Origin of the sequence: Nesterenkonia sedimenti (assembly GCF_012641515.1) — a bacterium.
GTDB classification, from domain to species: Bacteria; Actinomycetota; Actinomycetes; order Actinomycetales; family Micrococcaceae; genus Nesterenkonia; species Nesterenkonia sedimenti.
The window spans coordinates 153628-165662 of sequence record NZ_JABAHY010000001.1 but is presented as its reverse complement, the minus strand read 5'-3'; the positions used below and the strand labels follow the sequence as shown (position 1 = coordinate 165662).

The 12035-nt window shown below is 63.7% G+C and carries 10 protein-coding genes; 6 read left to right on the top strand and 4 right to left on the bottom strand.

The window, feature by feature from the left end:
- Positions 1 to 12: 12 nt before the first annotated feature.
- From serB to pgl, 6 genes are all read left to right on the top strand, one after another.
- Positions 13 to 963 (top strand): phosphoserine phosphatase SerB, encoded by a 951-nt coding sequence (gene serB / locus HGQ17_RS00850; RefSeq protein WP_229503205.1) that lies wholly within the window; start codon positions 13 to 15, stop codon positions 961 to 963.
- 164 nt (positions 964 to 1127) lie between these two features.
- A complete protein-coding gene (gene tkt, locus HGQ17_RS00845) occupies positions 1128 to 3221 on the top strand; it encodes a transketolase (RefSeq protein ID WP_168886074.1) in 2094 nt (697 codons plus the stop codon).
- 10 nt (positions 3222 to 3231) lie between these two features.
- Complete coding sequence (gene tal / locus HGQ17_RS00840; protein ID WP_168886073.1) at positions 3232 to 4350, top strand: transaldolase; 1119 nt, start codon at positions 3232 to 3234, stop codon at positions 4348 to 4350.
- On the top strand, positions 4347 to 5996 hold the full coding sequence (locus tag HGQ17_RS00835) for a glucose-6-phosphate isomerase (RefSeq protein ID WP_168886072.1): 1650 nt from the start codon (positions 4347 to 4349) through the stop codon (positions 5994 to 5996). The genes tal and HGQ17_RS00835 overlap by 4 nt, the downstream gene beginning before the upstream one ends.
- Positions 5997 to 6085: 89 nt before the next feature.
- Positions 6086 to 7555, top strand: coding sequence for a glucose-6-phosphate dehydrogenase (zwf, locus tag HGQ17_RS00830; protein ID WP_229503233.1), 1470 nt, complete (start codon positions 6086 to 6088; stop codon positions 7553 to 7555).
- Between the two features lie 70 nt (positions 7556 to 7625).
- Positions 7626 to 8447, top strand: coding sequence for a 6-phosphogluconolactonase (gene pgl, locus HGQ17_RS00825; RefSeq protein ID WP_168886070.1), 822 nt, complete (start codon positions 7626 to 7628; stop codon positions 8445 to 8447).
- 22 nt (positions 8448 to 8469) lie between these two features.
- Here pgl and secG read toward each other — a convergent pair whose 3' ends face one another.
- From secG to gap, 4 genes are all read right to left on the bottom strand, one after another.
- Entirely contained in the window at positions 8470 to 8721 is a 252-nt protein-coding gene (secG, locus tag HGQ17_RS00820; RefSeq protein ID WP_168886069.1) for a preprotein translocase subunit SecG, read from the bottom strand.
- A 77-nt stretch (positions 8722 to 8798) separates the two neighbouring features.
- Positions 8799 to 9611: a triose-phosphate isomerase gene (gene tpiA, locus HGQ17_RS00815; protein ID WP_168886068.1), complete on the bottom strand. Its 813-nt coding sequence runs from the start codon at positions 9609 to 9611 to the stop codon at positions 8799 to 8801.
- 1 nt (position 9612) lies between these two features.
- Positions 9613 to 10848: a phosphoglycerate kinase gene (locus HGQ17_RS00810; RefSeq protein WP_168886067.1), complete on the bottom strand. Its 1236-nt coding sequence runs from the start codon at positions 10846 to 10848 to the stop codon at positions 9613 to 9615.
- Between the two features lie 48 nt (positions 10849 to 10896).
- Positions 10897 to 11904, bottom strand: coding sequence for a type I glyceraldehyde-3-phosphate dehydrogenase (gap, locus tag HGQ17_RS00805; protein ID WP_168886066.1), 1008 nt, complete (start codon positions 11902 to 11904; stop codon positions 10897 to 10899).
- Positions 11905 to 12035: the final 131 nt, after the last annotated feature.

The window sequence follows — 12035 nt, the reverse complement described above, 5'->3', positions numbered from 1 at the left end:
TTAGGACTCGCTATGTCTGACCTGCCTCCTGGAACCTGTGCCATGATCGCCGCCGAGAGACTCGACGGCGCTGTGATCCGCTCCCTGACCGCTGAGTTCTCCCGCCGCGGAACCGTCCACCACACCGAAACTCGGCAGTTCAGCACTGCCACCGGAGAGGTCACGGCAGTGCGCTGGTCGGTCTCTATGGCCGATTATGACGACCCCAGCGGGACCGACTGGCTGGATTCCCTCTTGGAGACCGCCGCCGAGCAGATGCCCGAGGCCGGCGATGAAGGCCCGACGACGACGATCCTGGCCGCCGATCAGCGTCCGGAGACCTCCTCGATGCTGATCATGGATGTGGACTCCACGCTGATCGACCAGGAGGTCATCGATCTTCTGGCAGCCCATGCCGGACGGGCCGAAGAGGTCGCAGCCGTGACCGAACGCGCTATGCGCGGGGAGCTGGACTTCACGGGGTCACTGCATGCCCGGGTCGCTGCCCTGGGCGGGCTGCCGGAGGCAGTATTGGAAGAGACCTTCGAGCAGGTGACCCCCACAGCTGGTGCCGAGGAGCTGATTGAGGCGTTCCGGCGTCGTCGTTGGCCTGTCTATGCAGTATCTGGAGGCTTCCGTCAGATCCTGCAGCCGCTGGCCGAGAAGTTGGGCCTCACCGACTATGACGCCAACACACTGGAGCTCAAGGACGGAACCCTCACCGGTTCAGTCACCGGAGAAGTGGTGGACCGTGCGGTCAAAGAGCAGCGGCTGAGGCAGTGGGCAGCCGAGCATGGGATCACTGCTGATCAGGTAGTCGCAGTCGGTGACGGGGCCAATGACCTCGATATGGTCACCGCAGCCGGGATCGGCGTGGCCTTCTGTGCCAAACCAGCCCTGGCTCAGAAAGCTGATCTGGTCATCAAACACCGGAGCATGGAACTGATCAGCTATGCCCTGGGCGTCTCACCCACCGCCGCCTAGCCTGTGAGTTTTTAGTAATGACGTGGCAAGCACAAGATGAATAGACTCACCCCGGGTAGGCTTGAGCGAGAGGGTTCACTGCGCTGGGCTCTTACGGCACAAGGGCGTGCCTCACGCAATAAGCCCCTTTGTTGAATCAAATCACCTCTTGGAGGACACAGACTGTGACCGAAATCTTCACCGATCTCGATAAGAAGGCAGTGGACACACTGCGTGTGCTGGCTGCTGACGCGGTTGAGAAATGCGGCTCCGGCCACCCGGGTACCGCCATGTCGCTGGCACCGGCGGCCTATCTGCTGTTCCAGAAGGTCATGCGGCACGATCCCTCTGATCCGACCTGGATCGGCCGGGACCGGTTCATCCTCTCCCCCGGTCACACCTCGCTGACCCTCTATCTGCAGCTGTACTTCTCCGGCTACGGTCTGGAGATCGACGATATCGCCGCGCTGCGAACCTGGGACTCCAAGACTCCCGGCCACCCCGAATACGGTCATACCGATGGTGTGGAGATCACCACCGGCCCCCTGGGCCAGGGCCTGGCCTCCTCGGTGGGCTTCGCCTATGGTCAGCGCCGACTGCGCGGACTGCTCGACCCCGAGGCCAGCACCGGGGACTCCCCCTTCGACCACAATGTGTGGGTCATCGCCTCCGACGGCGACCTCCAGGAGGGCGTGACCTCCGAGGCCTCCTCGCTGGCCGGCCATCAGGGCCTGGGCAACCTCAATGTGATCTGGGACGACAATAAGATCTCCATCGAAGACGACACCGATATCGCCTTCACCGAAGACGTTCTGGCCCGCTACGAGTCCTATGGCTGGCATGTCCAGCGGGTGGACTGGCTGAAGACCGGTGACTACGTCGAGGACATCGAGGAGCTGGACCGGGCGCTGACTGCCGCCAAGGCCGAGACCACCAAGCCCTCGCTGATCGCGCTGCGCACCGTCATCGGTTGGCCTGCACCCGGTAAGCAGAACACCGGTGGTATTCACGGATCCAAACTCGGTGAAGAAGAGCTCGTTGCCACCAAGAAGATCCTGGGCTTCGATCCGGAGCAGCATTTCCACGTTGACGAGGACGTCATCGCCCATGCCCGGGCCATCAAGGAACGCAGCCAGCAGACCCGCGCCGAATGGGAGAAGAGCTACCAGTCCTGGCGGAAGGAAAATCCCGAGCAGGCAGCTCTCTACGACCGGCTGATTGCCGGTGAACTGCCCGCCGGCTGGGAGGATGCCCTTCCTGAGTTCCCCGCCGGTGAGGCTGTTGCCACCCGTGCGGCCTCGGGCAAGGTGATCAACGCTGTGGCGCCGGTGCTGCCTGAGCTCTGGGGTGGTTCTGCGGATCTCGCCGGGTCCAATAACACCCTGATCAGCGGTGAGGACTCCTTCGGTCCCGAGGGCAAGTCCACTAAGAAGTTCCCGGCCAGCTCCTTCGGCCGGAACCTGCACTTCGGTATCCGTGAGCATGCCGCGGCGGCGATCACCAATGGTGTCCAGCTTTCGGTTCCACTGCGGACCTATAACGGCACTTTCCTGATCTTCTCCGACTACCAGCGTCCGGCGGTGCGACTGGCTGCGCTGATGGGTGTGGGCTCGATCTTCGTATGGACCCATGACTCCATCGGCCTGGGTGAGGATGGTCCGACCCACCAGCCGGTGGAGCAGTTGGCCAGCCTGCGGGCCATCCCCGGCCTGGATGTGACCCGTCCGGCCGATGCCAATGAGACTGCCCTGGTGTGGCGGGAGATCCTCAAGCGCCGGGACCGTCCGGCCGGTATCGCCCTGACCCGTCAGGGTGTGCCGACCTTCGCCCGCGGCGCAGGCGCTGCTGATGCCGAGAACTTCGCCTCCGCTGAGGGTGTGGCCCGTGGTGCCTATGTGCTTGCCGAGGCGGTCAAGGACGGTGCAGTGGTCACCCCTGATGTGATTCTTATCGGCACCGGTTCCGAGGTTTCGCTGGCCGTTGAGGCCCGTGAGTCCCTGGCTGCCAAGGGCATTGCTGCCCGGGTGGTCTCTGCCCCCTGCCTGGAGTGGTTCGCCGAACAGGACGCCGAGTACCGGGAATCGGTGCTGCCGGCCGAGGTCAAGGCACGGGTCGCCGTCGAGGCTGCCCACCCGATGACCTGGTACCCCTATGTCGGAGATGCCGGCCGGATTATCGGCCTCGACCACTTCGGTGCCTCCGCCGACTACAAGACGCTTTACGAACAGTTCGGCATCACTGCTGAGGCTGTGGCTGCTGCCGCCGAAGAAATCCTCTAAGGAGCTTGATATGAGTAACCCCAATACACAGGCCCTCTCCGATGTGGGTGTCTCCATCTGGCTGGACGATCTCTCCCGGGAGCGGCTGAACTCCGGCTCCCTGGCCAAGCTGATTGAGTCGCACAATGTGGTGGGTGTGACCACCAATCCGACGATCTTCGAATCGGCCGTGCAGGACGGCGAGGCCTATGAGCAGCAGCTCAGTGAGCTGGCTGCCAAGGGCGCCGACGCCGAACAGGCGGTCTTCGAGATCACCACCAGTGATGTGCGCGAAGCCTGCGATGTCTTCTCCGGGGTCTACGCCGCCACCGACGGTGTCGACGGCCGGGTCTCCATCGAGGTTGATCCCCGGATGGCCCGTGACGCCGATTCCACGATTGCCGAGGCCAAGCGACTCCACGAGGCAGTCGGCCGGGAGAACGTCATGATCAAGATCCCGGCCACTGTGGAGGGTATCGAAGCCATTGCGGCCACTCTGGCCCAGGGAATCAGCGTCAATGTGACCCTCATCTTCTCCCTGGAGCGCTACCGCGCGGTGATCAACGCGTTCATGCTGGGCCTGGAGAAGGCACATGCCGATGGTCTGGACATCTCCAAGATCCACTCCGTGGCCAGCTTCTTCGTCTCCCGCGTGGACTCCGAGGTGGATAAGCGCCTGGAGCTCGCCGCCGAGGAGGGTAAGCCCGGAACCGAGAAGCTGCGCTCGAAGGCAGCGATCGCCAATGCCCGGTTGGCCCACCAGATCGCCTCGGAGTCCTTCAGCTCCGAGCGCTGGCTGCTGCTGGCTGAGCGCGGCGGGCGGCCCCAACGACTCCTGCTGGCCTCCACCGGCACCAAGGATCCCAGCCTCTCCGACACCCTTTATGTCACTGAGCTGGCTGCCGCCGGTGTGGTGAACACGATGCCGGAGAAAACTCTGGAATCCCTGGCCGACCACGGTGAGGTCGACGGCGACACGATGACCGACACCTATGTGGAGTCCAACCGCGTGCTCGACGGCGTCTCCGCCGCCGGGATGCGTTACCGCGAAGTGGTCGACACTCTGGAGGCCGAGGGTCTGGAGAAGTTCGAAAAGTCCTGGGAAGGACTGCTGTCCACTATCGATGAAGGTCTGCGGAGGAACGCATGAGCTCACTGTCTCTGACCCTGCGTGGGGCTGCCCGCGAAGCCGCCGATGCTCAGGTTCCGGGTCTGCTGGACCACGAGTTCGCCTCCCGGCTGGCTGCCAAGGATCACACCCTTTGGGGAACTGCAGCTGAGGAGGAGTCGGCCAAGCGACTGGGCTGGGTCTCCCCCTTTGCGGCCTCTCAGCCTCTGGTGGAGAAGATCTCAGGACTGCGTGCCGAACTGGCCGCCGAGGGCGTCGACCGGGTGGTCCTCGCCGGTATGGGCGGATCCTCCCTGGCCCCGGAGGTCATCTGCGCCACCGCAGGTGCTCCCCTGGTGGTGCTGGACTCCACTGATCCCCAGCAGGTTGGGGCTGCCCTGACCGAGTTGGACCGCACTGTCCTGGTGGTGGCCTCGAAATCGGGCTCTACCGTGGAGACTGATTCCCAGCGTCGGATCGTCTTCGAGGCTTTTGAGAAGGCCGGTATCGACCCCCATGAGCGCACGGTCATCGTCACCGACCCCGGCTCTCCCCTGGCAGAGTCAGCTCAGAAATACGGTGCGCGGGCCATCTTCGAGGCTGATCCCACAGTCGGTGGCCGCTACTCTGCACTGACTGCGTTCGGCCTGGTGCCCTCGGGGCTGGCCGGAGTGGATATTCAGAATCTGCTCGACGACGCCGAATCCGCACATGAGATCCTCACCGAGGACGATGCCGCGAATCCGGGCCTGCAGCTTGGTGCCGCCCTGGGCGGGACCTCTCCCCTGCGGGACAAACTGGTCATCACTGATGCAGGTTCACCGCTGATCGGTCTGGGTGCCTGGATCGAACAGCTGGTCGCCGAATCCACCGGTAAAGAGGGCACCGGTGTGCTGCCGGTAATCGTCGCCGATGGTGAGCCTGAACTGACCCGCGACGCCGAGGATGTGCTCGTCGTCGAAATCGTTGACCCCGACGCGGAGGATGGTTCCTCTGTGGACGGGGACCCCGCTGAGACTGTGGTCAGCCCCCATGTGGTGCGCACCGGAGGAAGCCTCGGCGCCCAGTTCCTGCTCTGGGAGTTCGCCACTGCGGTGGCCGGCTCGCTGCTGGGCATCAACCCCTTCGACCAGCCCGATGTGGAATCCGCCAAGGCAGCCGCCCGTGGTCTCCTCGAGGCCCCGGCCCCGGAGTCCGGCACTGCCATCGCCGATGGTGCAGTGGAGATCCGGGTCTCTGGCGATGAGTCTCTGCTGTCCTCCGGACAGGCCTCGGTGCCGGAAGCACTGCAGGCGCTGCTGACCCGGCTGCCGGATAACGGATACCTCGCTGTGATGGCGTATCTGGACCGGCTGGGTGAGTCCCAGTTGGAGGATATTCGCCCCCAGCTGGCCGCAGTCTCGGGCCGGCCTGTGACCTTCGGCTGGGGACCGAGGTTCCTGCATTCCACCGGGCAGCTGCATAAGGGCGGCCCCGCCACCGGTGTCTTCCTGCAGATCACCGCCGAGGCAGCCGAGGATATCCAGGTTCCAGACCGTCCCTTCAGCCTCAGCCAGCTGATCAGCGCCCAGGCCCACGGCGATGCCCAAGTGCTGGCCGGACATGGGCGTCCTGTGTTGCAGCTGCACCTGAAGGACCGCCAGGCGGGTCTGCAGCAGGTTCTCGATGCGGTGGCTGCACTGAGCTGATGGGAACTTCAGCTCACGGAGACCCCTTAGCCGCTGCGCTGACCGGTGACCGCAATGGCGCCGGGGGCCGACCCGCCGGTCCCTGCGCCATGGTCATGTTCGGTGTGACCGGGGACCTTGCCCGGAAGAAGCTGCTGCCTGCCCTCTATGACCTGGCCAACCGGGGACGGCTGCCGGAGAGTTTCTCCCTGATCGGTTTCGGCCGTCGGGAGTGGAGTGATGAGCAGTTTGCCCAGGAGGTCCGCAGCCACGTCCAAGAACGTGCCCGCACCGGGTTCAATGAGCGGGTCTGGCAGAAGCTGGCCGAGGGGCTGCGGTTCGTCGAGGCCACCGGCTTCGAGGATGACTCCGCCTATGAGCGCCTGGGCCAACTGCTGGTGGAGCTGCAGGATGAGCGCGGCACTGGCGGCAATCACGCCTTCTATCTCTCGATCCCGCCGAACTCCTTCGAGGCAGTCTGCCAGAAGCTCTCCAGCCACGGTCTGGCCCGGCGGTCCAGGAATCCTGAGGACCCCTGGTCCAGGGTGATCATCGAGAAGCCCTTCGGCCATGATGAGGCCTCCGCCCATGAGCTGAACCAGGCGGTGGAAAGGGTCTTCCACTCTGACTGTGTCTTCCGGATCGATCACTATCTGGGCAAGGAGACTGTCCAGAATCTGCTGGCGCTGCGCTTTGCCAATCGGCTCTTCGAGCCCCTGTGGAACAACCAGCATATTGACCACGTCCAGATCACGATGGCCGAGGATATCGGCATCGAGGGCCGGGCCAGCTACTACGACGGCGTCGGCGCGGCCCGGGACGTGATCCAGAACCACCTGCTGCAGCTGTTAGCCCTGACAGCCATGGAAGAGCCGATCAGCTTCGATGCTGATCATCTGCGCCGGGAGAAGGAGAAGGTGCTGGAGGCTGTTCAGGTGCCGGAGGATTTGGCTGCCGCCAGTGCCCGCGGCCAATACGCCTCCGGGGTTCAGAACGGTCAGGACGTCGTCGGGTTCCTCGAGGAGGAGGGTTTCGACCCCCATTCCACCACTGAGACCTATGCGGCTTTCAAGCTCGATATCCGGACCAGACGCTGGGCCGGGGTGCCCTTCTATCTGCGCTCCGGCAAACGCTTGGGCAAACGGGTGACCGAGATTGTGGTGATGTTCAAGCGGGCTCCGAATCTTCTGTTCACCGAGGCCGATGAGGACCAGTTCGGCCAGAACGCGCTGATCATTCGGATTCAGCCCAATGAGGGTGCCACCCTTCGTCTGGCCTCCAAAGTGCCAGGCACGGGAATGCAGATCCGAGATGTGGATATGGACTTCAGCTATGGACGGGCATTCACCGAGGAGTCCCCGGAGGCCTATGAGCGACTGATCCTGGATGTGCTGCTGGGCGAGCCCCCGCTGTTCCCCCGTCACCGGGAGGTGGAGCTGTCCTGGCAGATCCTGGACCCCTTCATCAAACGCTGGGAATCGCTGTCCGAGCAGCCTGAGCCCTACTCCCCTGGATCCTGGGGTCCGGATTCTGCTCAGCAGCTGTTGGCACGCGATGGCCGGGCGTGGAGGATTCCTTGAGCCGGCGTTCCTAAGCTGACCTGGGAAGATAGTTTTTTCACCGACGACGACGCCGCTAAGGATGAGTGCCATGGGACTTCAGATCAACACTGCCACTGCCGACCCGAAGATCGAGGTTCTGGCTGACCGACCGGCGGTGACCCGGGGCATTGCCGAGAAGCTGCTGGGCGTACTGGCTGAGGCCGTGGAGCAGCGGGGTGCAGCTCATGTCTCCTTGACCGGCGGTGGGGCGGGCATCGCCACCTTGGAGGCTGTTGCCGAGCTGCTGCGTGCTGGGAGCCCAGCGCTGGACTGGTCAAAGGTCTTCATCTGGTGGGGCGATGAGCGGCTGCTGCCGGAGGGGGATGCCGAACGGAACGTCACCCAGGCTCGTGGGGCCCTGCTGGACTATCTGGTGGCTGAGCACGGGCTGCCGGCGGAGAATATTTGCCCGATGCCGACCTCAGAGGAGGCAGCCCATCCGGAGGCCGGGGCCCAGATCTACGCCCAGAAGCTGGAGACCCATTCCCCGGAGCACGGGATCGAGGGGCCGAATGGGAAGCTGATGATGCCGCAGTTCGATGTCATGCTGCTCGGTGTTGGCCCAGATGGCCATATCAACAGTCTCTTTCCGGACAAGGATGCACTGGCTGTGACAGGTCAGGCCACCACTGGTGAATCAGATGCCCCCGCGGAGCTCGGCCCGCCGATGCGCGTGACCCTCACTTTTGATGCCGTGCATACTGCTCGGCGGGTATGGACTGCCGTAACGGGTAAGGATAAGGCCGAGGCTGCTGCCTCGGCCCTGGCTGATGGTGCTGATGTCAGTGCCTACCCCGCAGCCAATGCCCGGGGTGCGGAGGAGACCATCTGGCACCTGGATGAAGCTGCTGCCGCTGAGCTGCCCCGCTAAGGGGCTTCACCGGCCACCGGCTCTACCAGGAGCCGGTGGTCTGGATGATCAGGGCCAGGGCCACAATGATCAGGCCCCAGACGATGCCCAGCACGATGGTGAGTCGGGTGAGGTTCCGCTCAGCCACACCTGAGGAACCCAGGGAGCTGGTGACCCCCCCGCCGAACATATCCGACATACCGCCGCCGCGACCCTTATGCAGCAGGATCAGCAGAATCAGCAGGAGGCTGATCACCAGCAGGATGATCTGAAGCCCGACAGTCAGAGCAGTCACGGACAGCCTTTCGTCACAGAGTTGGTCGGCGTAAATTGCGCAGCCACCAGCCTAGCAGGTAGCTGCAGAGGTACTTCTCAGGCGGTGATGTGCTTTTCGAACTGGGCGATCTTGGCGAACTCCTCGGCATCCAGTGATGCGCCGCCTACCAGGGCGCCGTCGACATCGGCCCCGGAGAGGATGGCGGCGACGTTGGCGGACTTCACCGATCCCCCGTAGAGGATCCGGATGGAGTCGGCGAACTCCTGGGAGTACAGTTCGGCAAGCTTCTCACGGATAGCCGCCGACATCTCCTGGGCGTCTTCAGGACCGGCAGTCTTGCCGGTGCCGATGGCCCAGACCGGTTCATAGGCGATGACCAGTTCGGCCAGCTGCTCGGCAGAGAAGCCGCTCAGCGCTGCCTCCACCTGTGCCAGGGTATGGTTGACGTGGTTGCCGGCCTCGCGGATCTCCAGGCCTTCACCCACACAGAGCACCGGGGCCAGTTCGTGGCGCAGTGCGGCATCAATCTTGGTGTTGAGCAGTTCATCGGTCTCACCGTGGATTTCGCGTCGTTCCGAATGTCCGATGAGTACCTGGGTGCAGCCGAGTTTGGCCAGGAAGCCCCCGGGGATATCACCGGTGTAGGCACCGGAGTCCTGGGGTGAGAGGTCCTGGGCGCCGTAGTCCAGGGAGAGCTTATCGCCTACTACCAGGGTCTGAACCCCGCGCAGGTCGGTGAAGGGCGGGAAGACCGAGACCTGGACACGCTCGTAGTCGTGGGAGGCGTCGTCGAGGGTCCATGCCAGCTTCTGGACCAGGGCGATGGCCTGCATATGGTCCATATTCATCTTCCAGTTGCCGGCAATCAGCGGCCGGCGCACGAACTGGCCGTTCTTCTGGGTAGTCATATCAGGCTCCTAGGGCTGTGATTCCGGGAAGTTCTTTGCCCTCGAGGTACTCGAGGCTGGCACCGCCTCCGGTGGAGATGTGGCCGAAGCGGGATTCGTCGAATCCGAGAGTGCGCACTGCTGCGGCGGAGTCGCCGCCGCCGACGACGCTGAAGCCGCCTGTCTCGGTCAGCGCCTGGGCCACGGCCTTGGTGCCGGAGGCGAATGCTTCCATTTCGAAGACGCCCATGGGGCCATTCCAGAAGATGGTGTTGGAGGCGGCGATCTCGGCGGCGAAGGCCTCTGCCGATTCGGGTCCGATGTCCAGGCCCAGTGCCTGGTCACCGTGCTTACCGTTCTCCAGCTCATCGACTGGGAGCACCTCGTGCTCGGCATCGGCTGCGAAGGATGCGGCCATGACGATATCGGTGGGGAAGATCAGCCGGCATCCGTGCTGCTGGGCCAGTTCCACGAATCCCTTGACCGTTTCGAGCTTGTCCTCTTCGACCAGGGACTTACCGATGCCGTAGCCCATGGCTTTGGCGAAGGTGAAGACCATGCCGCCGCCGATCACCAGGGCATCGGCCTTGGGAATGAGGTTCTCGATGACGGCGAGCTTATCGGAGACCTTCGAGCCGCCCAGCACCACGGTGTAGGGCCGGGAGGGGGCTTCGGTGAGCCGTTGCAGGACCTCCAGCTCGGTGGCGACGAGGTCGCCCTGGTATGCCGGCAGCCGGCTGGCCAGGTCGTAGACCGAGGCGTGTTTGCGGTGCACGGCCCCGAAGGCGTCGTTGACATAGGCCCCGTTCTCTCCAGTGAGCTCGGCCAGCTCCTGGGCGAATGCGCTGCGCTCGGCATCCTCCTTGGAGGTCTCCCGGGGGTCGAACCGGATGTTCTCCAGCATGAAGATATCGCCGTCAGCAAGTTCAGCCACTGCCGCTTTGGCTGCCTCACCGGCCAGAGGCTCCTGGGAGTCGATGCCTTTGACAGGGGCATCAGTGAGCTGACTGAGCCGGTGAGCCACCGGTTCCAAGGAGAACTGGGGGTCAAACTGTCCTTTGGGCCTGCCGAGGTGGGCAGCCACGATAACCCGCGCACCGGCGGAGGTGAGTTTCTCCAGTACCGGCAGCGAGGCGCGGATGCGGCCGTCGTCGGTGACTTCACCGTCCTTGAGGGGAACGTTGAGGTCCGAGCGGACGAATACGGTGCGGCCGGAGACTCCCTCGGCCAGGAGGTCATCGACTGTCTTAGCGCTCATGGATCCAAGCCTATCTAATCGGACGGTGACCCTGCCGCCGGGACCAACTCAGAGTTTGCTGCCGACGTAGGCGGCCATCTCCACCAGGCGGGAGGAGTAGCCGTATTCGTTGTCGTACCAGGCGAAGACTTTGACGGTGTTGCCGATGACCTTAGTCAGCGGTGCGTCGAAGATGGATGCATGCGGGTCACCCACGATATCGCTGGAGACGATGGGGTCCTCGTTATAGGCCAGTGCGCCTGCCAGGGGCCCCTCGGCGGCCTTTTTGAAGGCTGCATTGACCTCATCGACGGTCACACCGTCCTTCTCCACGGTGACGGTGAGGTCAGTTCCGGAGCCGGTGATGGTGGGCACGCGGACAGCGAATCCATCCAGTTTGCCGTCCACCTCGGGCACGACCAGGCCGATGGCGGCGGCAGCACCGGTGGAGGTCGGGACCATATTGACTCCGGCGGCCCGGGCACGGCGGAGGTCGTTATGCGGGGCGTCATGGAGCCGCTGATCACCGGTGTAGGCGTGAATGGTGGTCATCAGACCTTCGACAATGCCGAACTCCTCGTGGAGCACCTTGGCCAGCGGGGCGAGGCAGTTGGTGGTGCAGGATGCGTTGGAGATCACCGAATGGTTGGCCGGATCGTAGGTGTCCTCGTTGATGCCGAGCACGAAGGTGCCGTCGATGCCTTTGGCCGGTGCGGTGACGATGACTTTCTTGGCCCCGGCGTCGATGTGCTTACCTGCGGTCTCCCGGGTGGTGAAGAGTCCGGTGGCCTCCAGGACGATATCGACGTCGAGGTCTCCCCAGGGGAGGTTTGCGGGGTCTTTCTCTGAGAACAGTTTGATCCGCCGGTCGCCGACCTTCAGGTCGTCGCCGTCGAGGGAGACCTCTGCGGGGAACCGACCCATCACGGAGTCGTATTTGGTGAGGTTGACCAAGGCTTCGGCTGGGGTGAGGTCATTGATCGCCACCAGTTCCAGGTCCTGCCCCTGGTCCTCCAATACGCGCAGGACATTGCGCCCGATCCGTCCGAATCCGTTGATACCAATCTTGGTCGCCATGGGGTGGGGTTCCTTCCGACTGTAGAAATGACGCGGGGACCGGCCGCGCAATGCGCTGCCGATCCCCGATAACGTCGTTGTTCTCAGGAGAACAATATGTTCAGTTGTTAAGTTGGTTCCATTCTTCCACA

Bases quoted from the DNA above. Each gene is read 5' to 3' on its own strand.
- pgl (WP_168886070.1), top strand. From the start codon at position 7,626: ATGGGACTTCAGATCAACACTGCCACTGCCGACCCGAAGATCGAGGTT.
- tpiA (WP_168886068.1), bottom strand. From the start codon at position 9,611: ATGACTACCCAGAAGAACGGCCAGTTCGTGCGCCGGCCGCTGATTGCC.
- gap (WP_168886066.1), bottom strand. From the start codon at position 11,904: ATGGCGACCAAGATTGGTATCAACGGATTCGGACGGATCGGGCGCAAT.
- HGQ17_RS00810 (WP_168886067.1), bottom strand. From the start codon at position 10,848: ATGAGCGCTAAGACAGTCGATGACCTCCTGGCCGAGGGAGTCTCCGGC.
- zwf (WP_229503233.1), top strand. From the start codon at position 6,086: ATGGTCATGTTCGGTGTGACCGGGGACCTTGCCCGGAAGAAGCTGCTG.
- HGQ17_RS00835 (WP_168886072.1), top strand. From the start codon at position 4,347: ATGAGCTCACTGTCTCTGACCCTGCGTGGGGCTGCCCGCGAAGCCGCC.
- tal (WP_168886073.1), top strand. From the start codon at position 3,232: ATGAGTAACCCCAATACACAGGCCCTCTCCGATGTGGGTGTCTCCATC.
- serB (WP_229503205.1), top strand. From the start codon at position 13: ATGTCTGACCTGCCTCCTGGAACCTGTGCCATGATCGCCGCCGAGAGA.